This is a genomic window from Micromonospora noduli (assembly GCF_003264475.1).
GTDB classification, from domain to species: Bacteria; Actinomycetota; Actinomycetes; order Mycobacteriales; family Micromonosporaceae; genus Micromonospora; species Micromonospora noduli.
Genome location: NZ_PYAC01000012.1, coordinates 23,127 through 47,066 on the forward strand (window position 1 = coordinate 23,127; position 23,940 = coordinate 47,066).

General features: G+C 70.1%; 23 protein-coding genes. 9 read left to right on the forward strand and 14 right to left on the reverse strand.

Translation table 11 applies throughout. The features are described 5' to 3' along the window. Positions 1–14 precede the first annotated feature (14 nt). Genes MED15_RS14890 through MED15_RS14905 form a run of 4 tightly spaced genes read right to left on the reverse strand, consistent with a single transcriptional unit; the run spans position 15 to position 4,798 of the window. Positions 15–2,120: an ABC transporter ATP-binding protein gene (locus MED15_RS14890; protein ID WP_373861103.1), complete on the reverse strand. Its 2,106-nt coding sequence runs from the start codon at positions 2,118–2,120 to the stop codon at positions 15–17. Beyond that, positions 2,117–3,850 (reverse strand): ABC transporter ATP-binding protein, encoded by a 1,734-nt coding sequence (locus tag MED15_RS14895; RefSeq protein ID WP_112588189.1) that lies wholly within the window; start codon positions 3,848–3,850, stop codon positions 2,117–2,119. Before MED15_RS14895 ends, MED15_RS14890 begins: the two co-directional genes overlap by 4 nt. Further along, entirely contained in the window at positions 3,844–4,326 is a 483-nt protein-coding gene (locus tag MED15_RS14900; protein WP_112730727.1) for a MarR family winged helix-turn-helix transcriptional regulator, read from the reverse strand. Before MED15_RS14900 ends, MED15_RS14895 begins: the two co-directional genes overlap by 7 nt. A 25-nt stretch (positions 4,327–4,351) precedes the next feature. Continuing rightward, complete coding sequence (locus tag MED15_RS14905; protein ID WP_112735941.1) at positions 4,352–4,798, reverse strand: DoxX family protein; 447 nt, start codon at positions 4,796–4,798, stop codon at positions 4,352–4,354. 83 nt (positions 4,799–4,881) lie between these two features. On the opposite strand from MED15_RS14905, the gene MED15_RS14910 reads away from it, so the two are divergent. Beyond that, positions 4,882–5,442 (forward strand): TetR/AcrR family transcriptional regulator, encoded by a 561-nt coding sequence (locus MED15_RS14910; RefSeq protein WP_112735943.1) that lies wholly within the window; start codon positions 4,882–4,884, stop codon positions 5,440–5,442. Between the two features lie 188 nt (positions 5,443–5,630). On the opposite strand, the gene MED15_RS14915 is transcribed toward MED15_RS14910, so the two are convergent. Both MED15_RS14915 and MED15_RS14920 read right to left on the reverse strand, forming a co-directional pair. Next, positions 5,631–7,070 carry a GuaB1 family IMP dehydrogenase-related protein gene (locus MED15_RS14915; RefSeq protein WP_112581885.1) on the reverse strand — a complete coding sequence of 480 codons (1,440 nt, stop codon included), beginning with the start codon at positions 7,068–7,070 and terminating at the stop codon, positions 5,631–5,633. A 159-nt stretch (positions 7,071–7,229) separates the two neighbouring features. Further along, the gene (locus MED15_RS14920; RefSeq protein ID WP_112581887.1) at positions 7,230–7,826 is read right to left on the reverse strand and encodes a LysE/ArgO family amino acid transporter; all 597 of its coding nucleotides are present in this window, start codon (positions 7,824–7,826) and stop codon (positions 7,230–7,232) included. Positions 7,827–7,896: 70 nt separating this feature from the next. Here MED15_RS14920 and MED15_RS14925 point away from each other — a divergent pair, with 70 nt between their 5' ends. Beyond that, positions 7,897–8,790 (forward strand): LysR family transcriptional regulator ArgP, encoded by an 894-nt coding sequence (locus MED15_RS14925; protein ID WP_112581889.1) that lies wholly within the window; start codon positions 7,897–7,899, stop codon positions 8,788–8,790. Positions 8,791–8,805: 15 nt separating this feature from the next. Here the strand turns inward: MED15_RS14925 and MED15_RS14930 are convergent, their stop codons facing one another. Then, positions 8,806–10,557 (reverse strand): acetyl/propionyl/methylcrotonyl-CoA carboxylase subunit alpha, encoded by a 1,752-nt coding sequence (locus MED15_RS14930; RefSeq protein ID WP_112601936.1) that lies wholly within the window; start codon positions 10,555–10,557, stop codon positions 8,806–8,808. Between the two features lie 150 nt (positions 10,558–10,707). Here MED15_RS14930 and MED15_RS14935 point away from each other — a divergent pair, with 150 nt between their 5' ends. From MED15_RS14935 to MED15_RS14945, 3 genes are all read left to right on the forward strand, one after another. Further along, positions 10,708–11,319 carry a PadR family transcriptional regulator gene (locus tag MED15_RS14935; RefSeq protein WP_112581892.1) on the forward strand — a complete coding sequence of 204 codons (612 nt, stop codon included), beginning with the start codon at positions 10,708–10,710 and terminating at the stop codon, positions 11,317–11,319. Positions 11,320–11,440: 121 nt separating this feature from the next. After that, on the forward strand, positions 11,441–12,400 hold the full coding sequence (locus MED15_RS14940; RefSeq protein ID WP_112735945.1) for an ATP-binding cassette domain-containing protein: 960 nt from the start codon (positions 11,441–11,443) through the stop codon (positions 12,398–12,400). 18 nt (positions 12,401–12,418) lie between these two features. Then, positions 12,419–13,174: an ABC transporter permease gene (locus tag MED15_RS14945; protein WP_091394415.1), complete on the forward strand. Its 756-nt coding sequence runs from the start codon at positions 12,419–12,421 to the stop codon at positions 13,172–13,174. 96 nt (positions 13,175–13,270) lie between these two features. On the opposite strand, the gene MED15_RS14950 is transcribed toward MED15_RS14945, so the two are convergent. The 5 genes from MED15_RS14950 to MED15_RS14975 form a co-directional block, all read right to left on the reverse strand. Beyond that, a complete protein-coding gene (locus MED15_RS14950; RefSeq protein WP_112601934.1) occupies positions 13,271–13,924 on the reverse strand; it encodes an O-methyltransferase in 654 nt (217 codons plus the stop codon). Beyond that, positions 13,921–14,589 (reverse strand): Maf family protein, encoded by a 669-nt coding sequence (locus tag MED15_RS14955; RefSeq protein WP_112581895.1) that lies wholly within the window; start codon positions 14,587–14,589, stop codon positions 13,921–13,923. The genes MED15_RS14950 and MED15_RS14955 overlap by 4 nt, the downstream gene beginning before the upstream one ends. A gap of 236 nt (positions 14,590–14,825) precedes the next feature. Continuing rightward, positions 14,826–15,944 (reverse strand): type VII secretion-associated serine protease mycosin, encoded by a 1,119-nt coding sequence (gene mycP, locus MED15_RS14960; RefSeq protein WP_244220488.1) that lies wholly within the window; start codon positions 15,942–15,944, stop codon positions 14,826–14,828. Positions 15,945–17,373: 1,429 nt separating this feature from the next. Further along, on the reverse strand, positions 17,374–17,832 hold the full coding sequence (locus MED15_RS14970) for a hypothetical protein (protein WP_112601932.1): 459 nt from the start codon (positions 17,830–17,832) through the stop codon (positions 17,374–17,376). Between the two features lie 90 nt (positions 17,833–17,922). Next, on the reverse strand, positions 17,923–18,117 hold the full coding sequence (locus MED15_RS14975) for an acyl-CoA carboxylase subunit epsilon (protein WP_112601931.1): 195 nt from the start codon (positions 18,115–18,117) through the stop codon (positions 17,923–17,925). A gap of 90 nt (positions 18,118–18,207) precedes the next feature. Here MED15_RS14975 and MED15_RS14980 point away from each other — a divergent pair, with 90 nt between their 5' ends. Both MED15_RS14980 and MED15_RS14985 read left to right on the forward strand, forming a co-directional pair. After that, a complete protein-coding gene (locus MED15_RS14980; protein ID WP_112735947.1) occupies positions 18,208–20,229 on the forward strand; it encodes a serine/threonine-protein kinase in 2,022 nt (673 codons plus the stop codon). Positions 20,230–20,294: 65 nt separating this feature from the next. Beyond that, positions 20,295–20,522, forward strand: a complete 228-nt coding sequence (locus MED15_RS14985; RefSeq protein WP_112581902.1) for a hypothetical protein — start codon at positions 20,295–20,297, stop codon at positions 20,520–20,522. Positions 20,523–20,604: 82 nt separating this feature from the next. Here the strand turns inward: MED15_RS14985 and MED15_RS14990 are convergent, their stop codons facing one another. Further along, the gene (locus MED15_RS14990; protein WP_112581905.1) at positions 20,605–21,357 is read right to left on the reverse strand and encodes a GH25 family lysozyme; all 753 of its coding nucleotides are present in this window, start codon (positions 21,355–21,357) and stop codon (positions 20,605–20,607) included. Positions 21,358–21,483: 126 nt separating this feature from the next. Continuing rightward, positions 21,484–22,035 carry a Uma2 family endonuclease gene (locus tag MED15_RS14995; RefSeq protein ID WP_112581907.1) on the reverse strand — a complete coding sequence of 184 codons (552 nt, stop codon included), beginning with the start codon at positions 22,033–22,035 and terminating at the stop codon, positions 21,484–21,486. Between the two features lie 101 nt (positions 22,036–22,136). Here MED15_RS14995 and MED15_RS15000 point away from each other — a divergent pair, with 101 nt between their 5' ends. Beyond that, the gene (locus MED15_RS15000; protein WP_112581909.1) at positions 22,137–22,880 is read left to right on the forward strand and encodes a M50 family metallopeptidase; all 744 of its coding nucleotides are present in this window, start codon (positions 22,137–22,139) and stop codon (positions 22,878–22,880) included. A 22-nt stretch (positions 22,881–22,902) separates the two neighbouring features. Beyond that, positions 22,903–23,886, forward strand: coding sequence for a ketopantoate reductase family protein (locus tag MED15_RS15005; RefSeq protein WP_112601929.1), 984 nt, complete (start codon positions 22,903–22,905; stop codon positions 23,884–23,886). Positions 23,887–23,940: the final 54 nt, after the last annotated feature.

Sequence of the window (23,940 nt, forward strand, 5' to 3'; positions counted from 1 at the left end):
ACGGCCGCCCGACCTCAGACCGACGCCGGTTGGGCGGCCGGTTCCTCGTCGACCACCGCGCCGGTGAACTGTGAGCGGTAGAGCCGGTGGTACGCGCCCTGGGCGGCGAGCAACTGCTCGTGTGTGCCCTGCTCGACGATCCGACCGTCCTCCATCATCAGGATCAGGTCGGCGTCGCGGATGGTGGAGAGCCGGTGTGCGATCACGAAGCTGGTCCGGTCCGAGCGCAGCGCGGCCATCGCCCGTTGCAGCAGCACCTCGGTGCGGGTGTCCACCGAACTGGTGGCCTCGTCGAGGATCAGCAGTGACGGCTCGGCGAGGAACGCCCGCGCGATGGTGATGAGCTGCTTCTCGCCGGCGCTGACGTTGCTGCCCTCCTCGTCGATGACGGTGTCGTAACCGTCGGGCAGGCTGCGCACGAACCGGTCCACGAAGGTGGCCCGGGCGGCGGCGAGGATCTCCTCCTCGGTCGCGTCGGGCCGCCCGTAGGCGATGTTGTCCCGGATGGTGCCGCCGAACAGCCAGGTGTCCTGGAGCACCATGCCGATCCGGCCGCGCAGGTCGTCGCGGCGCATCGTGGTGATGTCCACCCCGTCGAGCGTGATCCGGCCGGCGTCCAGCTCGTAGAACCGCATCACCAGGTTGACCAGGGTGGTCTTGCCGGCACCGGTCGGGCCGACGATTGCCACTGTGTGCCCGGGCTCGGCGACCAGCGACAGGTCGTCGATCAGCGGCTTGTCCGGCTCGTAGCGGAACGAGACGTGCTCGAACTCGACACGACCGTGCGGGTCGGTGACCCGGGCCGGCGCGACCGGGTCGGGGGTCTGTTCGTCCGCGTCGAGCACCGCGAAGACCCGCTCGGCCGAGGCCACCCCGGACTGGAGCAGGTTGGCCATCGAGGCGAGTTGGGTGAGCGGCTGGGTGAACTGGCGGGAGTACTGGATGAAGGCCTGCACGTCACCGAGGCTCATCGTGCCGGAGGCGACCCGCAGCCCGCCGACCACGGCGATCGCCACGTAGCTCAGGTTCCCGATGAACATCATCGACGGCATGATGATCCCGGAGATGAACTGTGCCCCGAAGCTGGCCCGGAACAGCTCCTCGTTCTTCGCGTGGAACGCGGCCTCCACCTCACGCTGCCGGCCGAAGACCTTCACCAGCTCATGACCGGTGTACGCCTCCTCGATCTGGCCGTTCAACTCGCCGGTGTGCGTCCACTGGGCGATGAACTGCTTCTGCGAGCGCTTGGCGATGCGCTGGGTGACCAGCACCGACAACGGCACCGCGACCAGGGCCACCAGGGCCAGCACCGGCGAGATCCAGAACATCACGGCCAGCACGCCGACGACAGTCAGCAGCGAGGTGAGTAGCTGGCTGAGGGTCTGCTGGAGGCTGGTGGAGATGTTGTCGATGTCGTTGGTGACCCGGCTGAGCAACTCACCGCGCGGCTGCCGGTCGAAGTAGGGCAGCGGTAGCCGGTTGAGCTTCTCCTCCACCTCGGCGCGCAGCCGCAGCACGGTGCGCTGGACCACGCCGTTGAGCAGCCAACCCTGCCACCAGGACAGCAGGCTCGCCGCGAGGTAGAGCCCGAGCGCCAGCAGCAGCACCCGGCTCAGGGCGCTGAAGTCGATGCCCACCCCGGGCACCACGTCCATCCGGGCCAGCATGTCGGCGAAGCTGTCGTTGCCGCTGGCCCGGGCCGCCGCGACGGCCTGCTCGGCGGTGGTGCCGGCGGGCAGTTGCCGACCGATCACCCCAGTGAAGATCAGGTCGGTGGCGTGGCCGAGGATCTTCGGCCCGGCCACGCTGAACCCGACGCTCACCACTGCCAACGTGATGATCGCGGCCAGGTGCAGCCGGTGCGAGCGCAGCCGGCCGAGCAGCCGTCGGGCCGACGGCCCGAAGTTCATCGACTTCTCGGCGGGCATTCCGGCGCTCATCCATCCCGGGCCGCCGCCCTGACGGCCGGGCGGCAGCCGCTTCGGCGTCGGCGCGCCACTGCTGGTCTCCGGCGCGGTTTCCCCGCCGGCTTGCTGCGCGGTCTCATCCGGCGTCCGTCCGTCGCCGGCCGGCTTCTGACTGGGTACGGCCGCGGTGCGCGGCTCGTCACGCTCGCTCATGCCGCCACCTCCGTGGTCTGCTGCGAGGCCACAATCTCGGCGTACGTCGGGCAGGTTTCCAACAACTCGGCATGTCGTCCCACTCCGACGACCCCTCCGTTTTCCAGGACGATGATCTGATCGGCGTCGATGATCGTGGAAACCCGCTGGGCCACGATCACCACCGCCGCCTGCGCGGTGACCGGCCGCAGGGCCGCTCGCAGCCGCGCGTCGGTGCCCAGGTCGAGCGCGGAGAACGAGTCGTCGAAGAGGTAGATCTCCGGTTGCCGGACCAGGGCCCTGGCGATGGCCAGGCGCTGCCGCTGCCCACCGGAGACGGTGGTGCCGCCCTGCGCGATCGGGGCGTCCAGCCCGCCGGGCATCTGGGCCACGAAGTCCCGGGCCTGGGCGATCTCCAGCGCCGTCCACAGCTCCTCGTCGGTGGCGTCCGGGTTGCCGTAGCGCAGGTTGCTGGCGACCGTCCCGGTGAACAGGTACGGCCGCTGCGGCACCAGGCCGATGCGTCGCCACAGCTCGTCCGGAGCCAACTCCCGCACGTCCACCCCGTCGACCAGCACGGCGCCGTCGGTGACGTCGACCAGGCGGGGGATCAGCGACAGCAGCGTCGTCTTGCCCGCGCCGGTGCTGCCGATGATCGCCGTGGTGGTGCCCGGGGTCGCCCGGAAGGAGATGTCGCGCAGCACCGGCTCCACCGCGCCCGGGTACTGGAAGCGCACCCTGCGCAGCTCCAACTCTGCTCGGGTGGGCAGTTCGGTGACCGGCGCGGCGGCCGGGACCACCGAGGAGTCGGTGTCCAGCACCTCGACGATCCGCTCGGCGCAGACCGCTGCCCTCGGCACCATCATCAGCATGAAGGTGGCCATCATGACCGCCATCAGGATCTGCATCAGGTACTGCAGGAACGCGGTGAGCGCGCCGACCTGGATCGCGCCGGCGTCCACCCGCTGCGCACCGAACCAGAGCACCGCCACGCTGGAGACGTTCAGCACCAGCATGACCACCGGGAAGATCAACGCCAGCAACCGACCGGTACGCAGCGCGGTCGCGGTCAGGTCGGCGTTCGCGACGCCGAAGCGGTCCGTCTCGTACGGCTCTCGAACGAACGCACGGACCACCCGGATGCCGGTGATCTGCTCCCGCAGCACCCGGTTGACAGTGTCGATGCGGGTCTGCATCAGCCGGAAGCCCGGCACCATCCGACGGATGATCGCGCCGAGGGCGATGGCCAGCACCGGCACGCTGACCAGCATCAGCCAGGAGAGCCCGACGTCCTCACGCAACGCCATGAACACACCGCCGACGCTCATGATCGGTGCGGCGACCAGCATCGTGCAGCTCATCAGCACGAGCATCTGCACCTGCTGCACGTCGTTGGTGTTGCGGGTGATCAGCGACGGTGCCCCGAACCGGGCCACCTCACGGGCGGAGAAGCGGTTGACGTGCCCGAACAGTTCGGCGCGTACGTCGCGGCCGAAGCCCATCGCGACCCGGGCGCCCAGGTAGACCGCCGCGATCGAGCAGACGATCTGGATCAGGCTGACCAGCAGCATCCAGCCGCCGGTGCGCACGATGTAGTCGGTGTCGCCCCGGGCCACACCCTGGTCGATGATGTCCGCGTTGAGGCTGGGCAGGTAGAGCGAGGCCATGGTGCCCACGAACTGGAGCAGCACGACCGCCAGCAACGGTCTCTGATAGGTGCGCAGTTGGCCGCGCAGGAGTCGGATCAGCACGCCGGGTCCTTCGTTTCGGTTGGGCGTCCGGTCATCCGCGGGTCGTCTCCGCTGCCGATGACCTCAAGCAGGAACTCCCGGATCACCTGGGCCTTCACCGGGTCGGCGTCGACCGAGGTGAGGGGCCGTCCGGAGTGCATGAGCGCGCCGAGCGCGGCCACCCGTTCCCGCCCGGCGGGGGTGATGGCGAGTCGGATGCTGCGTCGGTCGTTGTCGTCGCGCTGGCGCTCGACCAGACCGTCGCGCTCGAGCGTGTCGACGATGCCGGTCAGGGTCGCCGGCCGGACGAACCCCTTCTCGGCGACCGTCCGGTGCGGCAGCTCGCCGTGTCGGGCGAGCGTCATCAGGGTGATCATGCCGGCCTGGGTGAGGCCGTGCTCCTCGGCGAGGTAGCGGTTCCACCGCTGCCCGACCAGGTGCCCGGCCACCACCAGCAGCCGGCCGAGCGGCACGTCCTGGAGGGTCACGAGTTCCACGAACGGTAGGTTAGCCCCCTGATAGTCAGGGGCCAAACGAAATTGCCGCAGCGGTGGCCACGAACACGATCTGTAGGGCGGTCCGCTGTGCGAGCGGGGTGACCGGGCGGCCGGCGAGGGTCAGTTCGCGGCGGGCGGCCGAGACGTTGGCCGGGAACATGGCGAGCATGAGTAGGCCGAGGCCGGCCGCCGCGACCCGGGCTGTCGCCGGCACCAGGAGGCCGACCGCGCCGGCCAGTTCCAGTACGCCGGTCACGGTGACCAGCAGGTCCGGCCGGGGCAACCGGGGCGGGACCATCGCGATCAGGTCGGCGCGGCGCTGGCCGACGAAGTGCGCGACGGCGGTGAGCGTGAACATCACGGCCAGCCCGACGCGCAGCGCGGGATGCCAGCCGTCCAGTGCGGAGATGCCCGCCAGGCCGACGATTCGGGCCAGCGCGGTGCCGACGATCAAGGCGATCAGGGGTGCCATCGGAATCCTCCTCCGTGAAACTTGCCAGTGACAAGATTGCGCGTCAGGGGTGCATCTTGTCAATGGCAAGATAGGATTCGCGTATGACCGACACCCGCGCCTACCACCACGGCGACCTGCGCCGCGCCCTGCTCGCCGCAGCGCTGGAGGCCGTCGGCGAGGTCGGACCCGCCGCGCTGAGCCTGCGCGACCTGGCCCGCCGGTCCGGTGTCTCGCACGCCGCGCCCGCACACCACTTCGGCGACAAGGCGGGCCTGCTCACCGCGCTTGCCGCGCAGGGCTTCGACCTGCTGGCCCAGACGTTGACCGAGGCGGATGACGACCTGTTGGAGGCCGGCGTCGCGTACGTCGACTTCGCCGTCACGCACCGGGCGTACTTCGAGGTGATGTTCCGGCCGGAGCTCTACCGGGCCGACGACGCCGAGCTGATCGCGGCGCGGGGTCGGGCCGGCGCCGCGCTCCGCTCCGGGGTGGCGGCGCTGTCCGGCGGCGGCGCGCCCGCCGACACCGACCGGGACTCGCTCGCGGCCTGGTCAATCGCGCACGGCTTCGCCACCCTCTGGTTGGCCGGCGCGCTGCCCGACCGGGTGGGCGACAACCCCCGCGAGGCAGCCCGCGCCGTGCTGCGCCGGCTGTCGACCTGACACCGAGGTTCCCCCGCCGACCCCGGCCCTCCTCGGACCGAGGTTCCCCCGCCGCCCCCCGGCCCTCCTCGGTTGATCATGAGGTTACCGCCACGACACGCCGATGCGGGACGCGATAACCTCATGATCAACTTTGTCGGGGCCGGGGGCCGGGGGCCGGGGGCCGGGGGCCGGGGCTGGGGCCGGGGTTACCAGCTGGTGGGGAGGGGCATTCCTTCGGTGAAGCCGGCGGCGCTCTGCACGCCGACGATGGCCCGCTCGTGGAACTGGGTGAGGTCCCGTGCGCCCGCGTAGGTGAAGGCGCTGCGTACCCCCGCGATGATCTCGTCGATCAGGTCCTCGACGCCGGGGCGGGCCGGGTCCAGGTGCATCCGGGCCGAGGAGATGCCCTCCTCGAAAACCGCCTTGCGGGCCCGGTCGTACGGGCTGTCGTCGGCGGTTCGGGCACTGACCGCCCGAGCCGAGGCCATCCCGAAGCTCTCCTTGTACCGCCGGCCGTCCGCATCGGTGTAGAGGTCACCGGGGGACTCGTAGGTGCCGGCGAACCAGGAGCCGATCATCACGTTCGACGCGCCGGCGGCGAGGGCCAGCGCCACGTCCCGGGGGTGCCGCACCCCGCCGTCGGCCCACACGTGCCGGCCCAGTTGGCGGGCGGCGGCCGCACAGTCGAGCACGGCGGAGAACTGCGGTCGGCCCACGCCGGTCATCATCCGGGTGGTACACATCGCCCCCGGGCCGACGCCGACCTTGATGATGTCCGCCCCCGCCTCCACCAGGTCGCGTACGCCCTCGGCGGTGACCACGTTGCCGGCCGCCACCGGCACCCCCGGGTCAAGCTTCCGGACCGCCTGAAGGGCGGAGATCATCCGTGCCTGGTGGCCGTGCGCGGTGTCCACGACCAACGTGTCCACCCCCGCCTCCAGCAGCGCCGCGGCCTTGCCGGTCACGTCCCCGTTGATCCCGACGGCCGCCGCGATCCGAAGCCGACCCCGGTCGTCCACGGCCGGTGTGTAGAGGGTGGCGCGCAACGCGCCCTGTCGGGTCAGCACCCCGACCAGCCGACCCTCGGCGTCCACCACCGGGGCGAGTCGGCGACGGCCCGCCGAGAGCAGATCGAAACCGGTACGAGGATCCGCGTCCGCCGGGACGGTGTGCAGTTCGGTGGACATCACGTGACGCAGCTGCGCGAAGCGGTCCACGCCCGTGGTGTCCGCCTCGGTGACCACACCCATCGGCCGGCCGGCGTCGTCGACCACGATCACCGCACCGTGCGAGCGCTTGGGCAGCAGGTGGATGGCATCGCCCACGGTCTCGGTCGGGCCCAGCGTGATCGGCGTGTCGTAGACCAGGTGGCGCTGCTTGACCCAGGCGACGACATCCGCCACCACCTCGATCGGAATGTCCTGCGGGATCACCGTGATGGCACCCCGGCGGGCGACCGTCTCCGCCATCCGCCGTCCGGCGACCGCGGTCATGTTCGACACCACCAACGGAATGGTGGTGCCGGTGCCGTCGCCGGTGGAGAGGTCGACGTCGAGCCGGGATCCCAGATCGGAGCGGGCCGGCGCCATGAAGACGTCGGTATAGGTCAGGTCGTGCGCGGGAGCCGCGCCGTGAAGGAACTGCACCAGGCAATCATTCCCGCTCGCGGCCAGTTCCACCGTCGGTGGTCGCGGAAAACACTCGCATCGTCGTTGGTCCTGGTCCCGGTGGCGCCGTCGGTGCTCGCCGGATGTGCCGGCAGCCCGGTGGAAGTGCCACGGAGGGCGCGGCCGGGTACGAACCGGTCAGCCCAGCAGAAGTGCCACGGCGAGCACTGCCATCACGACGGCGATGACCGCGTCCAGCACCCGCCAGGCGACGGCGCGGGCGAGCAGCGGTGCGAGGCGCTGCGCGCCGACGCCGAGCGCGGTGAACCAGACCACACTGGCCAGGGCGGCGCCGGCGCCGAAGACCCACCGATGTGGGTGTTGTTGGGCCACGCTGCCCAGGAGCAGCACGGTGTCCAGGTAGACGTGTGGGTTCAGGTAGGTGAAGGCGACGCAGGCGAGCAGGGTCACCCCCAACGTGGCCGGCGGCCGCTCGGTGGGCAGCAGGGCGCCGGGATGCAGGGCGCGGCGGGCGGCGAGCCCCGCGTAGCAGAGCAGGAAGGCCGCACCGCCCCAGCGGATCGCCATCAGCAGGCCCGGTCGGCCGGTCACCAGCGAACCGACCCCTGCCACTCCCGCCATGATCAGCAGTGCGTCCGACGCGGCGCAGGTGAGCACCACGGGTACGACGTGCTCCCGTCGCAGGCCCTGGCGCAGGACGAAGGCGTTCTGGGCGCCGATGGCGACGATGAGCGCGATGGAGATTGAGAAGCCGGCGACGGCGGAGGTGAGCACGGAGTCGACGCTAGGACCGTCGACAGCCACCAGTCCAACTAAAGATTCTGACGCAACTTAAGCTCTGCTGATGCATGGTCTCGACTCGGCACAGCTACGGACGCTCGCGGCGGTGGTGGCGGAGGGCAGCTTCGACGCGGCGGCCCGGCTGCTGCACGTCACGCCGTCGGCGGTGAGCCAACGGATCAAGGCGCTGGAGGAGACCGTCGGCCAGGTGCTGGTCCGCCGCGCCCGTCCGTGCGTGGCAACCGACGCCGGCCGTCCGCTGCTGCGCCTGGCCGGCCAGCTCGCGCTGCTCGAACGGGAGGCTCTGGCCGATGCCCGCGGCCCGCTGGCCGGTGGTGGCCGGATCCGGGTCGCGGTGGTGGTCAACGCGGACTCGCTGGCCACCTGGTTTCCCGCCGCGCTGGCCCGGTTGCCGCAGCGGGCCGGGCTCTCGTTCGACCTGCGGCAGGACGATCAGGACCACACCGCCGAGCTGCTCCGCGACGGTTCGGTGACGGCAGCGGTCACCGCCCAGCGGGAGGCCGTGCAGGGCTGTCGCGTGCTGCGACTCGGGGCAATGCGCTACCGCGCGTTGGCCACCCCGGAATTCGCGGCGTCCCACTTCGCCGGAGGATTCACCGCCGCCGCGATGGCGAGCACCCCGCTCGTGGTCTTCGACCGGAAGGACCGGGTGCAACACCGGTTCATCAGGGCGGTGGTCGGTCGACCGCTCGACCCGCCGGTGCACTACGTGCCGTCGGTGCCGGCTTTCAGCGAGGCGATCCGGCTCGGGCTGGGCTGGAGTCTGGTGCCGGAACAGATCGCTCAGGCCGACCTGACCGCCGGTCGGTGCGTCGACCTCGCGCCGGGCCGACACCTCGACGTTCCGCTGTACTGGCAGCACTGGCGGTTGGAGTCCGACGTGCTGAACGCCCTGACCGCCACCGTCCGCGCGGTCGCCGCCGAAGCCCTGCGCTGACCGCCGCCAGCCGGCTCAGGCGATGGTGCAGATGGGGGCACCGGCGGTGATCACGGCGCCGACCTCGGCGCTGAGACCGCTGACCGTACCCGCCTTGTGAGCGTGCAGCGGCTGCTCCATCTTCATCGCCTCCAGCACCACGACCAGGTCGCCCTCGGCCACGGTGTCGCCGTCCGCCACCGCGATCTTGACGATGGTGCCCTGCATCGGCGAGGTGAGCGCGTCGCCGCCGACCGGAGCACCGGCCTTGGCACCGCCGCCGCGCCGGGTCGGCTTGCGGGCGGCGGGTGCCGCGGTGGTCGTACTCCCGCCGAAGCCGGCGGGGAGGCTGACCTCGAGGCGCTTGCCGCCCACCTCGACCACGACGGTGTCGCGCTCGGCCGGCGCCTCGGCGGCGCCGGCGGCGGCGGTGAACGGCGGCACGGTGTTGTGGAACTCGGTCTCGATCCACCGGGTGTGCACGGCGAACGGCTCGGCGGTGAACGCCTCGTCCCGCACGACGAGCCGGTGGAACGGCAGCGCCGTGGCCATCCCGTCGAGGACCATCTCGTCCAGCGCGCGGCGGGCGCGCTCCAGCGCCTCGGTCCGCGTCTCACCCGTGATGATCACCTTGGCGAGCAGTGAGTCGAAGTTGCCGCCGATCACGTCGCCGGCCGAGATGCCGGTGTCGACCCGCACACCCGGCCCGCTGGGCAGGCGCAGCGCGGTGACAGTGCCGGGGGCGGGCAGGAAGTTGCGGCCCGGGTCCTCGCCGTTGATCCGGAACTCGATCGCGTGCCCGCGCGGCGTCGGGTCCTCGGTGATCCGCAGCTTCTCTCCGTCGGCGATCCGGAACTGCTCGCGGACCAGGTCGATGCCGGCGGTCTCCTCGGTGACCGGGTGCTCGACCTGGAGTCGCGTGTTGACCTCCAGGAAGGAGATGGTGCCGTCGACGCCGACCAGGTATTCCACAGTGCCGGCGCCGTGGTAGCCGGCCTCGCGGCAGATCGCCTTGGCGCTCTCGTGGATCTGCGCGCGCTGGGCGTCGGTGAGGAACGGCGCGGGCGCCTCCTCGACGAGCTTCTGGTGACGTCGCTGCAACGAGCAGTCCCGGGTGCCCACCACGATCACGTTGCCATGCTGGTCGGCGAGGACCTGCGCCTCGACGTGCCGGGGCTGGTCGAGGTACCGCTCGACGAAGCACTCGCCCCGACCGAACGCCGCGACCGCCTCCCGGGTTGCCGACTCGAAAAGCTGGGGGATCTCCTCCATCGTGCGGGCGACCTTGAGGCCGCGCCCGCCGCCACCGAAGGCGGCCTTGATGGCGACCGGCAGGCCGTGGTCGACGGCGAACGCCATCACCTCGTCCGGGCTGGCCACCGGGTCCGGGGTGCCGGGGACCAGCGGTGCGCCGGCCCGCTGGGCGATGTGCCGGGCGGTGACCTTGTCGCCCAGGTCGCGGATCGCCTGCGGGGTGGGGCCGATCCAGGTCAGCCCGGCGTCGATGACGGCCTGGGCGAAGTCGGCGTTCTCACTGAGGAAGCCATAACCCGGGTGTACGGCGTCGGCACCGGCCCGAGCGGCGACATCGAGCAGCTTGTCGATGCGCAGGTAGGTCTCGGTCGCGCTGTCCCCGCCGAGCGCGTACGCCTCGTCCGCGAGGGTGGCGTGCAGGGCGTCGCGGTCGGAGTCCGCGTACACGGCGACGCTGCCCAGGCCGGCGTCGCGGCACGCGCGGATCACCCGGACGGCGATCTCGCCGCGGTTGGCGATGAGTACCTTGCGCACCTTCGTGGCTCCTCCCGGGCAGGTTACTGACGGGGAGTGTATCGGCCGCCCTCGGCGGCCCTAACGATCGCTCAGTGTGGGATGCCGCACTGCACCCGCCACGGTTTAGTCAAACTTGGCTATTACGCTTGTCGGGTGTCTTCGACTCGGATGATGATTCTCGGTCTGGTGCGGTGGATGCAGCCCGTGCACGGCTATGACGTGCGCCGTGAGCTGCTGAGCTGGAGCGCCGACAAGTGGGCGAACATACAGCCCGGATCGATCTATCACGCCCTGCGCAAACTCACCGAGGAAGGGCTGCTCCGCGCCGTCGCGACCGAGCAGGTGGGCGCCCGTCCGGCGCGGACCACGTACGAGGTGACGGTCAAGGGGGAGGACGAGTTCGAGACGCTGCTGCGCAACTCCTGGTGGACCATCACCGAGCCCGCCGACCCGTTCGTGGCGGCCTTCTCCTTCCTGCCGGCCATGCCGCGCGCCGAGGCGGCCGCCGCCCTGCGTAACCGGGCCAACCTGCTGCGCGCCGGCGTCGAGTCCATGCGCGCCTCGCTGGAGTCGGACTGGGTGCGCAACCGCAAGCCGGCGCACGTCGGCTGGATGTTCGAGCTGTGGTCGGCGCGGGCGGAGGCGGAGATGACCTGGTGCGAGCGGATCGCCGAGCGGATCGATTCCGGAGTGTCGTACCTGCCTGCTGAGCTGGATGAAGCGCAGGGTTGGTCGGGGTGGCGGGACGGCGTGGAACCGCTCGACACCGACGCGGAATAATCAACGTTGACTAAAAAAGCTATATCGCGTTAGCCTGCTGGCGGCACAGCGGGGGAGTGCGCCGTCCGGCGCCGTCCCACCCGACGGCCGGCCCGACCGGCCCGAACGACCAGGAGCAGAAATGATCGAGACCAGGGGGGTGCGGAAGTCGTTCCGCTCCCGCGCGGGTCGAGAGACGAAGACGGTGGACGCCGTGCGGGGCGTCGACCTTGACGTTGCCAAGGGCGAGATCTTCGGCTTCCTCGGCCCGAACGGCGCCGGCAAGACCACCACGCTGCGGATGCTCGCCACGCTGATCGAGCCGGACGGCGGCGAGGCCACCATCGCGGGCGCCGACCTGCGCAAGGACCCGGCCGAGGTGCGCCGCCGCATCGGGTACGTCCCGCAGGGCGGCAGCACCTGGGACGAGTCCACCGCCCGCGAAGAGCTGGTGCTGCACGCCCGGATGTACGGCATCAGCAAGGCCGACGCGCAGCGGCGCGCCGCCCGCGCACTGGACGCCTTCCAGCTCACCGAGTACGCCGACCGCAAGTGCAAGACCTACTCCGGCGGCCAGCGTCGCCGGGTGGAGATCGCCCTCGGCATCATCCACGAGCCGAAGATCGTTTTCCTGGACGAGCCGACCACCGGCCTCGACCCGCAGAGCCGCGCCCACATGTGGGACGAGATCCGCCGCCTCCGCGCCGACGGTATGACCGTCTTCATCACCACGCACTACCTGGACGAGGCCGACGCGCTCTGCGACCGGATCGCGATCATGGACAACGGCGAGGTGGTTGCCGAGGGCACGCCGACCGAGCTCAAGCGGGAGATCTCCGGCGACGTGGTGCTGGTCGGTCTCGACCTGGCCGCCACCCCGCAGGCCGCCCAGACGCTCGACGGCGAGCCGTACGTCAACAAGCTGGAGACGGTCGACGAGGGTGGCCTGCGCCTCTACGTCGACGAGGGCGCCACCGCCATTCCGCAGGTGCTGCGCCGACTCGACCACGCCGGGCTGGAGCTGCGCTCGATCGAGCTGCACCGACCCAGCCTGGACGACGTCTTCCTCACCAAGACCGGCCGCTCGCTGCGCGAGTCCTGACCACCGGAGACGACTCCCATGAAATTCGCCCGTGACACGTGGCTGATCTTCCAGCGCCAGACCCAACTCCTGCTACGCAACCCGGTCTGGGTCTTCGTCGGCGTGTTCCAGCCGGTCATGTACCTGCTGCTCTTCGCCCCGCTGCTCAAGCCCGCACTGAACGCGCCCACCCAGGCCGCCGCCTACAAGATCTTCGTACCGGGTCTGCTGGTGCTGCTGGCCATCTTCGGTGGCCTGTTCCAGGGCTTCGGCCTGATCGCCGAGCTGCGAGCCGGCGTCATCGAACGCTCCCGGGTCACCCCGATCAGCCGGCTCGCCCTGCTGCTCGGCCGCTCGCTGCGCGACGTGGTCTCGCTCATGGTGCAGGCGGTCATCATCACGCTCCTGGCGCTCATCTTCGACCTGCGGGTGTTCATCGGGGACCTGCTGCTGGCGTACCTGATGCTCGCCCTTATCGCCCTCATGACCTCGGCCGTCTCCTACGGCGTCGCCCTCAAGGTCAAGAGCGAGGACGCGCTGGCCCCGCTGATGAACACCGTGGCGCAGCCGGTGCTGCTGCTCTCCGGCATCCTGCTTCCGCTGACCTTCGCACCCGGCTGGTTGCAGGGCATCGCCAACTGGAACCCGTTCTCCTGGGCGGTCGACGGCACCCGGGCGCTGTTCGCCGGTGACCTGGGCAGCGACAAGGTCTGGCAGGGCCTCAGCATCACCGCGGTCCTCGCCGCGCTGGGCGTCTACTGGGCCGCCCGCCAGTTCGCCCGCAGCGTCCGCTGACGCCGCCTTCGCCGTTCCTTGATATTGGGGTGTCCCCTGGTGGGGACACCCCAATATCCGTGTTCGGCGTTGCCGACGGTCAGCGATTGTCGGCGGTCAGCGGACGCGCGCGAGGGTGAGGCCGTCCGCGATCGGCAGCATCACCGGGTCCACCCGTACGTCCGCGAGGACCTCGTCGTTGAACGCGGCGATGGCCCGGTCGCCGGCGTCCTGCGGGGCGATGACCCGCCCGCCACGCAACACGTTGTCGACGGCGATCACCCCACCCGGACGCATCCGGGGCACCAACTCCGCCCAGTAGATCGGGTAGCCGGTCTTGTCCGCGTCGATGAACGCGAAGTCCAGGTGCCGCTCGTGCGGCAACTCCCGCAGCCCGTCCGCAGCCGGGCCGATGCACAGGTCGATCAGATCCTGCACGCCGGCCCGCGCCCAGTAGCGCCGGGCGATTCCGGTGAACTCCTCGGAGATGTCGAAGCAGGTCAGTCGCCCGCCCTCGGGCAACCCGCGGGCGATCGCCAGCGACGAGAGCCCGGTGAACGTGCCGACCTCGACGGCCTGCCGCACGTCGAGCAGCCGGGTGAGGAATGTCAGGAACGCGGCCTGCTCCGGAGCCACCTGCATGGTGGCGTGCTCGGGCAGCACCGCCCGGGTCTCCTCGGCCAGGTCACGGATGATCTCGTCCGGCGGGGAGCCGTGTGCGACCAGATAGGCGTGCAGCTCGTTGGTGAGCGGGATCGACTTGGTGGTCATGACCGGACGTTACCGAGCGGCTCGACCGTTTGGCCGCCCGGCGCGACAGTCGTCCACAGGTCGGTGATCCGCAGATCCAGCTCGGCGAGGAGCTGGCGCAGCAGCGGCATCGACAGCCCGACCACCGTCCCCGGGTCACCCTCGATCCGTTCCACGAACGGCCCACCCAGCCCGTCGATCGTGAACGCGCCAGCCACCGCCAGCGGCTCACCCGTGGCCACGTACGCGGCGATCTCGTCGTCACTGATGTCGGCGAAGTGGACCGTGGTCGACGCGACCGCCTCCGCCCGCCGACCCGCAGTAACGTCGACCAGGCAGTGCCCGCTGTGCAGAACGCCGCTGCGTCCCCGCATCCGCAGCCACCGCCGGGTCGCATCAGCCGCATCCGCCGGCTTGCCGAGGATCTCCCCGTCGAAGGCGAGCACCGAGTCGCAGCCGATCACCAACGTCCGCTGATCGGCGGTCGGGTTCAGCCGGGTCAACACCGCCTGCGCCTTCAGGCGAGCCAACTCCAGGCACAACTCCTCGGCCCGCTCGGTCACCACCAGGGACTCGTCCACCCCACTGACCAGCACCTCCGGCTCGACGCCGGCAGCCTGGAGCAACTTACGACGGGCAGGGCTCGCCGAAGCGAGCACGAGGCGGAGCGGCAAAGTCTCAGACACCAGCCCGACGTTACCGCCCAGCCCTCACCAAGACCGACACCCCGCCCAGCACCCACCGCCCGACCGCCGGTCGGGCGTCCTTGCGGTCGGGCGTCCTTGCGGTCGGGCGTCCTTGCGGTCGGGCCCCTGCGGTCGGGCGCCCTTGATCCACTCGACTTTCAGAAAAACGCGCTATCCCGTCGCCCCGGACACCGCGATTTCCTGAAAGTCGAGTGGATCACGGCTTCGTTGATCGATCAGCGACTGATTCTGGGCGGCGGATCATCACCACGCCGGCGTCGTCGCGCCATCACGGCCCACCCAACCCCGGCAGCCACGAGCACCCCGAGAGTGGCCAGGCCGCGCGCAGTCGCGTTATCGCTTTCGTCACCTGACTGAGCGCCAGCCGTCGTGGTCGGGCCAGCACCGGCCGGAGCGCTCACCGATTCAAACCCGAGCGGCGGTACGTCTGCCGTCAGCGCCGCCACAAGATCGATCACTCCGTAGCCGTACTCGTCGTCGCGGCCAGGAGGTCCCTTGTCGACGGCGGTGGCCGTGAGCCGGTGCGCCACCTCCCGGGCCGGCAGGTATGGGTACTTGGACCTGATCAAGGCAGCCGCGCCCGCGACGATCGCCGTCGCGTCAGAGGTGCCGGTGCCCTTGCGATACTTGCCGTCGATGCTCGTGCTGTAGATGTCGACGGCGGGCGCAACCACGTCAATCTCCGGCCCAGTGACCGAGACGGCGGCACGCTTGCCGTCCCGGTCGATTCCACCGACAGCGATAACCCCATCCTCTGACGCTGGATAACCAACTGCAGAATCCTGCGGGCGGTTGCCACTCGATGCCACCACGATCACACCTGCCGCGAGCGCTGCTCTTATTGATCGCCGCAATTGGATGCCGGCGCCGCCCACCGAGGAGATACTTATAACATCAGCTCCGCTGAGGACCGCAAAATCGATTCCGGCGGCCAAGTCTTCGGCCTTGCCTTCGCCATCGACGGGCGTGTCTCGAATTGGAAGTATCTGCGCATCTGGAGCTATTCCCAAGGCACCTGAGTTTCCCCCTTGCCCATGCGCAGCGATTAAACCAGCCATCCCGGTGCCATGGCTGTTCTGATCGTACTGCCCGCTGCCATCTCCGCCGGCGATGATGTCAGTGCCTTTGAGAAGGTTTTTTCGGAGGTCGGGGTGCGGTTGCACTCCTGTGTCTGGGACTGCGACAGTTACCCCTGCTCCTCGGGTAATGCGTTGAGCGTCGGAAGTATTGAGGTAACTGAGGTGCCACTGATCCGATCTGATTCTGTTAATCTCGCCGGGCTCGCCACTCGGGAGTTGAGCACCTGTTCCCGCCGAAGCTTGCACTGCGGACAGTGTTGCCGAAAAAATAGCCGACAATATCCGCAGGGCTCGACGGTCGCGATTCATTAGCGGTTGAAGCCGATTGCGGGGCCAGGATCAGGCGGGCTCTGTTCCTCTGGTGGGCGGACGACAGGGTCTACCCCTTGGTCGATCTCCCACGGATGATCGGGATCCCAAGCTCGCCGATCTGCGTTCTGTCCCCTTTGCGGGGGATGGTTGGGCGGGTAGATGGCGCCCAGACCCGAAGCCGTAGCGCCGCCCGTCCCGGGGGCGCCACCGATGGGCGGAAGTTGATGCCGTCCAGGTAAACCCCGGCCTCCGGCTGGCCGGGAACCGGCTCCACCGGTAGGCGCGGTGCCAGCGCCACCGCCACCAATTATGCCGCCAATTGGATTAACCTTTCGTGTCGGGCTAGATGGGGATACTGGCTGACCTAGCCCCAGGCCAGGTGGTCCACCGATAATTCCGCTCGGCGGCATTGACCGCGTCGGCGTCTGTGGGGAGGGGGTGCCATTGTTATTTCCGCGAACCTGCCGATTTTCGACTCCTGGCTTGCCCTCGGAGGGCAAGATTGGGGCCCGAGGTATCGGGCCAGGTGGGATCGGCGTCGGCGTTCCCATGCCGGGGGACGGGGTGGTAACTCCAATTCCGGGAATTCCAGGAATCTGAGCACTTGGCGCAGTTGCGGGGCTGGTGCCGCCAAGTATCGGACCTATCACAGGGGTGATCGAGGCGGGTTGCGAACCACCCGTCGCGCTAGGTGGAGGCGAAGACGGTGCTGCGCCGACAGTCATGGGTAGAGGTAGGATTGGCGGAATTATTGGCGCGGAGTCATAAGCGTCTGAGTCTGACGGGTCTCGCCTTGGGCGCGGAGGAGCCGCGGGTGGTTTTTGAAGGGTTGCTTGGGCTTGTTGGAGTTCGCCGCTGAGGTTGAACATCATCGATCGAGCCTGCACGTTGAGCCGTTCCAGTTCCCCATCAGCAACAGGCGGCGCGGTGGCTCGGTTGCCCATCACCGCTTTCGGGTCGGCGACCATTGACTCGTACGCCTGCTTCTGCTGGAACTTGGTCGCGTACTCCTCGTAGATCTTGCGGAGTGCGGCGCGGGTGGTGCCGATGGCCTGGGTTGCGGCGGAGAGTGCGGTGTAGTTCGCGGCGGCGGCGTCGTGGGTGCGCTGCACCTTGTCGATGAGTTCGTCGAGTTCGGCCAGGTAGGTGCGGGAGGCGGCGCTGGTTTCGGGGGGCCATGCCTCGGCGAGTCCGCGTCGGTACTGCTGGAGGCGGCCGAGGTGGGTTTGCGCCAGGTCGCAGACCTTGCGCCAGCCGGCGACCTGTTTCCAGTGGTTGGCGGTGTCGTGGTCCTGGAGGCAGGCCCACATGCTGTTGACGTCCATGAGGTGCCAGTCGGTGAGGCCGGAGGTGCGGCCGGTGCCCCGTTCGATCACGGCAGCACCACCGGTCCTTCGGCGTTGGGGCTGGTCGGGTCGGTCAGGGTTGGCGTCGGGCCGCCGGGGAGGACGCTGGCCGGGTTGGCGAGGGCTCGTTGCACGTCCACCACTCGGGCGGCGGTGAAGGCGTCGCTGTCGGCGTAGTGGGTGGCGACCTGATCGGCGGCGGCGGCCAGGTGGCCGGTTGCGCCTCGGACGGCGTACACCATGTCTGCGGTGGCCTGCTGCGTCTCGTGGTGGGCGTGCAGGAAGGTGACCAGCTCGATGAAGGCGTCGCAGGGGTTGGGCAGCTTCGCGGACATGTCTTCGGCGATGTACGACAGGTGCGGCGCGTAGTTGCTCTCGACCTCGGCGGCGAGCCGGTCGGCGAACTCTCTGAGCTGGCTGATGTCGGCTTCGATGCCGCCGTAACCGCGTAGCCAGGGTGCTGGCCGGTCCTCTTCGGGGATCATGGATCCTCCCTACCCGTAGCGGCACCGTTTCCCTGAGTGAGGTTAACGGCTCAACGCCACCGTGGCAGCCCCCGTGCGGCAGGTCTCGGGTTAGCGGGGCAGGCCGGCGGCGCGCCACCCGCGGGAGCCGCCGGGTCGACCGCTGCGCGCCCAGGCGGATTCGGTCGCCGGGGCGGGGGCGGCGGCCGGACGGGTTCGGACGATGATCGCCCCCACCAGAGCGGCCAACTCCTCGGCGGTGGGCACGCCGCGGACGACCCGGAACAGCGGCTCTTCGGCAGACATGCCGACAGGGTACGCGGCGCGAAGTTACGCGAAGCGCACAGTGGCGTGCCGGCGGTGTGAGCGTCAGCGGGTCCGGGTACCGTCTCACCGATGTCGAACGCGCTTCCCCAACTCGTCGCTGACCGATACCGGCTCCTGTCGCCGCTCGGCCAGGGCGGCATGGGCCGGGTGTGGAAGGCGCGCGACGAGGTGCTGCACCGGGACGTCGCCATCAAGGAGTTGGTGCCGCCGCCCGGTCTCACCGATGAGGAACGCCGCGAGATGCGCGAGCGCTCGTTGCGGGAGGCGCGGGCCATCGCCCGGCTCAACCACGCCAACGTCGTCCGCATCTTCGACGTGCTGCGCACCGACGGCGATCCGTGGATCGTCATGGAGTACGTGGCGTCGAAGTCGTTGCAGGACACTCTCGCCGAGGACGGCCCGGTGTCGGTGGCCCGCACGGTGGAGATCGGCCTGGGCGTGCTGGGTGCGCTCAGCGCCGCGCACAAGGCGGGCGTCATGCACCGCGACGTGAAGCCCGGCAACGTGTTGCTCGGCGACGACGGCCGGGTGGTGCTGACCGATTTCGGTCTCGCCACGATCCCCGGTGACCCCAACGTGACCCGCACCGGCATGGTGCTCGGCTCGCCCGCGTACATCTCACCGGAGCGCGCTCGGGACGGCACGGCCGGGCCGGAGGCCGACCTGTGGTCGCTGGGCGCGACGCTCTACGCGGCGGTCGAGGGCAAGTCGCCGTACGCCCGGCCTTCGGCGATCGGCACCCTGGCCGCGTTGGCCACCGAGCCGATTCCGCCGCCGAAGAACGCGGGTCCGCTCAAGGCCGTCCTCAACGGGCTGCTGCGCAAGGACCCGAACGAGCGGATCACCGCCGAGGTGGCCGAGCGGTTGCTGCGCCGCGCCGCCGGCAAGCGGTCGCGCGGGATCTCACTGCTCGATGGCGTACGCCGGCCTGGGCCGAACGGTCCGCGCGAGCCGCGCCTGCCCGTGGTGCCGGCCCCCCGACCGGCCGAGAGTGTCGACCGGCCGGTGTCACCGCCGCCGGCCGCCGCCCCGACGACCTCCGCCGCGACCTCCGCTGCCGCCGCGACCCCCGCCGCCGATGCCACTCCGACGGCCGTCGTCTCCTCCGGTGCGGTCGCCGACCCGACCGCGGTTGTGCCGGCCGAGCCGACCGCAGCGGCGCCGGCCGAGCCGACCGCCGCGGTCGACCGTCCGTCCGATGCCGAGCCGATCGATGCCGAGCCGACCGCGAAGGTCACGGCGGCCTCCGACACGAGCGGCGGCGGTACGACTGACGTCGACGACGAGCCGACAGTTGTCGACGGTCCGCCGGTGGCTCCGGAGCAGCGCAAGCCGACCACGCCGACGTCGCTCATGCCGCCGGTGAGTCCGGCTGGCCGCGCGGCGGTGCCGCCCTCGGATGGCACGAAGCCGAACAACACCCGACGTAACCTGCTGATCGGGGCCGTGGTCGCGCTGCTGCTGATCGGCCTCGTGGTCGTCGTGCCGATGCTGACCAAGGACGGCGACAAGAGCCCACAGGCCAACCCGACCGGTGCCGCCGCGACCTCCGCGCCCGCGCCGACCTCCGCTGCCGCGCCTCCGCAACCCACCACCGGTGCGCCGAGCCCGTCGGCCTCGGCCACCCCCTCGGTGGACCCGAACGCGCTGCCGGCGGGCTGGAAGCTGCACAAGGATCCTGCCGGCTTCTCCCTGCCGCTGCCCGATGGCTGGGTGCGTAGCCAGGTCGATGGCATCACGGTCGTCTTCAACCAGTCCAACGGGCCGGGTGAGCTGCTCGTGCAGTGGACCGACACGCCGGCGAAGGACGCGGTGAAGGACTGGCGGGAGCAGGAGCCGAACCGCGCAAGCCGCGTCAACAACTACCAGTACCTCAGCATCGTGGCCTGCGACTTCTGGAAGACCTGCGGGGACTGGGAGTGGCTGGAGACCCGGGACGGGCAGCGGATCCACGTACGTAACCGTGGGTTCGTGACGGCCAAGAACCGCGGTTACGCCCTGCGGTGGGAGATCGCCCAGAAGGACTGGCAGGCCAACCTGCCGAACTTCGACCGGATCGCCAAGGGTTTCGTGCCCGACCGTCAGGACTGAAACTCATTCGCATGACCTTGCGTCGTCGTGGGTAATTGACCTTCGACGACGGAAGGAGGCACGACATGGGTTACCGACGGAGGGACACTCGGCCCCGGCTGGCACTGTGGATGCTCGTGGCGCTCGGCGACGCGATTCTGCTGCTGGTCAGCGCGGGGGTTTCGGTGCTCATCGCACTGCTCGGCGTCGTGATCGTTGCCGGCTTTGGCGTGGCTGCCTGGCGGTTGACCCGCAGGGGTGCGCTGGCTAGTGAGGATGCTGTGGTGCCGGTGTTGAGCCGGCGGCGGGCCTGACCCGTACCCGGTGGTGTGGCGGCAGCCGGACCGATTGTCGACCGTGTGGTGACCGTCGATCCCGCTGCCGCCAACGGCCCGGTCAGGTGTTGTTGGCCAACGCGATCAGGCGGCTCCGGTCACCGTTCCAGTAGTTGCGGTCCACGTTGCCGCTGATCCCGGAGACCGCGCCGGTGCTGGTGTACTGCCAGAAGCTCCACACCGACGCACCGGCCGGCAGGGCACCGGGGGTGCTCGACCAACGGGCCAGCCAGAGCGGGTGGTTCGCCCACGGGCCGGTCCAGCTGCCGGTGCACTGGTTCCACCAGCTCGTGGTGGTGTAGATGACCGCGTACCGGCCGGTGCGGGAGCGGTAGGTGTTCAGGAAGTCCTGGACCCAGTTGCGCATTCCGGTCGTGCTGAGCCCGTAGCAGTAGCCACCGGCGTACGGGTTGCCCTCGATGTCCAGCGCGGCCGGCAGGGTGCGGCTGTCCGCGGACCAGGCCCCGCCGTTGGAGGCCAGGTAGTTGGCCTGGGTGGAGCCGGCGGAGATGTTCGGGCGGGCGAAGTGGTACGCCCCGCGGATCACCCCGGCGTTGTACGCGTTGACGTAGTTGGCGTTGAAGTTCGGGTCCTTGTAGCTGGTGCCCTCGGTCGCCTTGATGAACGCGAACTGGATGCCCGCGTTGCGGACGCTGGTCCAGTTGATGCTGCCCTGGTAGCGGGAGACGTCGACACCGGGTGTGGTGGCGGCGGCCGCCGGTCCGGCGGTCGCGACCAGGGCCGCCGCCGCGGTGGCGAGGACGGTGAGGCCGGCCGCGAGCGCGCGGCGCAGCGATGATCGGGTACGGGCCATGAGTGCCTCCAAGGACGTCGTTCTATCGACACTCATCTTTGGAGGTAAGTGCCCTAGATCACAAGGCCGACCGGAAAAAAGTTTCATCGGCGGGCTGTGAAGGCCCGATGATCGGGGCAGGACGGATCAGCGGAGCGTGGCCGGGTCGAGCTGCCAGCGGAACGGCTCGACGACCGCCAGCGTCTCGCCGGGCTTGGCAACCTGGTCCTCGACGTAGTGCTCACCGTCCAACCGGAACAGCCGCAACGAGTGAGCGTCCCCGTCCTGCTCGACCAGCAGATACCAGGGGATTCGCGCGATGGCGTAGAGCTGCATCTTGATCAGCCGGTCGGCAGCGGCGTTGCCGGGCGAGACGATCTCGCAGACGAGCACCACCTCGGCGGCCTCCACCGCCGTGCCCTCGTCGTCGGTGTCCGCGACAACCACATCGGGGATGACGATCCGATCCACCCCGAGCCGCACATTGACCGCCTCGAAGACGAGCAGGGGTTGTGGTCGCACAGCTCGACGCAGGCTGTAGACGAGTTCCCACGACACCAACTGGTGCCGCTTGCTCGGGGCAGGGCTCACGATCAGGCTCCCGTCGAGCAGCTCGATCCGGTCCGGGGTTTCACCCAGGGCGAAGTAGTCGGCCTCGGTCCAGAGGCCGACGTGGTGTCCCAGGGGTTCCGCACTCATCAGCGCTCACCTCCCGCTTCACTCGCCACCCGATCAGTTTCACAGGATACGAGCCGATGCCTCGGGAGCGACACGGAACGCCGCCGGTAGGCTCGCGCCCCATGATGTCGATCGACGGGCTGGGCGACCTGTGGGACACGCTGTTCGGCGCGCAGACGGACCCGCCCGCGCTGCTGGTGCTGATCACCGGGGCCGTAGCGCTCGTGGTGGTCTCCACGCGGCTGCCGTGGCGGATCGCCCGTAACGCCATCACCATCGCGCACGAGGGCGGGCACGCCCTGGTCGCCCTGCTCACCGGCCGCAAGCTGCACGGCATCCGGTTGCACTCGGACACGTCCGGGCTGACGCTCTCCGCCGGCCGCCCCACCGGGCCGGGCATGATCCTCACCCTGCTCGCCGGATACGTCGCGCCGCCGCTGGTGGGGCTGGCCGGCGCCTGGCTGCTCGGCGGCAACCGGATCACCCTGCTGCTCTGGGTGGCAGTGGCGTTGCTGCTGGCCATGCTCGTCATGATCCGCAACGTCTTCGGCGTGGTGTCGTTGCTGATCACCGGGGCGCTGGTGTTCGCCGTCTCGTGGTACGCGACGCCGCAGGTCCAGGCCGCGTTCGCGTACGCCGGGGTGTGGTTTCTGCTGCTCGGTGGGGTGCGGCCGGTGGTCGAGCTGCAACGGCTGCGCTCGCGGGGCCGCATGCCCGCCTCCGACGCCGACCAACTCGCCGGGCTCACCCCGTTTCCGCCGCTCTTCTGGGTTGGCGTCTTCGCCCTGGTGAACCTGGCGGCCCTGCTAGCGGGCGCGCTCCTGCTGGCCGGCCCGTTCCTCACCGACGCCGGCCTGACACTCTGACCCCACCGGGCAGAATGAGGCAATGCGATACGTGATCATCGGCGCGGGTGCGGTCGGCGGGACCATCGGCGTACGGCTGGCCCAGGCCGACCGGGACGTGACAGTGGTGGCCCGCGGCGCCCACCTGGACGCGATCCGCGCGCGGGGTCTGACACTGCGGCAGCCCGACGGTGAGGTCACCGCCCGGCTCGCGGCGGTGGACCGGCCCACGGATCAGCCGCTGCCGGCGGACACCGTGCTGATCCTGACGGTGAAGTCGCAGGACACCGCCGGCGCGTTGGCCGCCTGGGTGGACGCGCCGGTGGTCGGCGGCGGCACGGCGGGCGAACGTCTGCCGCTGGTGACAGCGCAGAACGGGGTGGCCAACGAGCGGGCCGCGCTGCGCCTCTTCGCCGACGTGCACCCGGTCTGCGTCTGGCTGCCGGCCACCCACCTGGACCCGGGTGTGGTGGTCGCCAACGGGTACCCGCATCCCGGGATGCTCCACATCGGGCGGTACCCCGCAGGCGCCGACGACACGGACCGGGCGATCGCCGCCGACCTGACCGCCGCCGGCTTCGTCGCCCCGGTCCGCAACGACGTGCTGCGCTGGAAGTACGGCAAGCTGCTCAGCAACCTCGGTAACGGCCTACAGGCGTTGCTCGGCCGGGACATCCCGGACGCGCTTGTCGAGCGGGTACGCGCCGAGGGCGTCGCCGCGCTCGCCGCCGCTGGCATCGCGCACACCTCGCCGGAGGAGGAGAAGGCCGAACGCGGCGACCTGGTGGGGCAGCGCCCGGTCGACGGTGAGCCCCGCTCCGGCGGCTCCACCTGGCAGAGCCTGGCCCGGGGCACCGGCTCGACCGAGGTCGACCACCTCAACGGCGAGATCGCGCTGCTCGGCCGGTTGCACGGCGTACCGACGCCGGTCAACGTCGCCGTGCAGCGGGCCGTACGCCGGGCGGTCCGGGAGCGGATCGGGGCCGGGGCGTTCCCGCTCACCGAGCTGGAAAAGTCGATCGCCTGACCGGGCAACCAACGGCCCTTGCCGGTGCGTGTTCCCAGCGACCGACACGGGGAG

Coding starts and splice junctions, on each gene's coding strand:
- MED15_RS14890 (WP_373861103.1), bottom strand. CDS start 2,120: ATGAGCGAGCGTGACGAGCCGCGCACCGCGGCCGTACCCAGTCAGAAG.
- MED15_RS14905 (WP_112735941.1), bottom strand. CDS start 4,798: ATGGCACCCCTGATCGCCTTGATCGTCGGCACCGCGCTGGCCCGAATC.
- MED15_RS14910 (WP_112735943.1), top strand. CDS start 4,882: ATGACCGACACCCGCGCCTACCACCACGGCGACCTGCGCCGCGCCCTG.
- MED15_RS14925 (WP_112581889.1), top strand. CDS start 7,897: ATGCATGGTCTCGACTCGGCACAGCTACGGACGCTCGCGGCGGTGGTG.
- MED15_RS14935 (WP_112581892.1), top strand. CDS start 10,708: ATGATGATTCTCGGTCTGGTGCGGTGGATGCAGCCCGTGCACGGCTAT.
- MED15_RS14940 (WP_112735945.1), top strand. CDS start 11,441: ATGATCGAGACCAGGGGGGTGCGGAAGTCGTTCCGCTCCCGCGCGGGT.
- MED15_RS14945 (WP_091394415.1), top strand. CDS start 12,419: ATGAAATTCGCCCGTGACACGTGGCTGATCTTCCAGCGCCAGACCCAA.
- MED15_RS14950 (WP_112601934.1), bottom strand. CDS start 13,924: ATGACCACCAAGTCGATCCCGCTCACCAACGAGCTGCACGCCTATCTG.
- MED15_RS14970 (WP_112601932.1), bottom strand. CDS start 17,832: ATGATCCCCGAAGAGGACCGGCCAGCACCCTGGCTACGCGGTTACGGC.
- MED15_RS14975 (WP_112601931.1), bottom strand. CDS start 18,117: ATGTCTGCCGAAGAGCCGCTGTTCCGGGTCGTCCGCGGCGTGCCCACC.
- MED15_RS14980 (WP_112735947.1), top strand. CDS start 18,208: ATGTCGAACGCGCTTCCCCAACTCGTCGCTGACCGATACCGGCTCCTG.
- MED15_RS14985 (WP_112581902.1), top strand. CDS start 20,295: ATGGGTTACCGACGGAGGGACACTCGGCCCCGGCTGGCACTGTGGATG.
- MED15_RS14990 (WP_112581905.1), bottom strand. CDS start 21,357: ATGGCCCGTACCCGATCATCGCTGCGCCGCGCGCTCGCGGCCGGCCTC.
- MED15_RS14995 (WP_112581907.1), bottom strand. CDS start 22,035: ATGAGTGCGGAACCCCTGGGACACCACGTCGGCCTCTGGACCGAGGCC.
- MED15_RS15000 (WP_112581909.1), top strand. CDS start 22,137: ATGATGTCGATCGACGGGCTGGGCGACCTGTGGGACACGCTGTTCGGC.
- MED15_RS15005 (WP_112601929.1), top strand. CDS start 22,903: ATGCGATACGTGATCATCGGCGCGGGTGCGGTCGGCGGGACCATCGGC.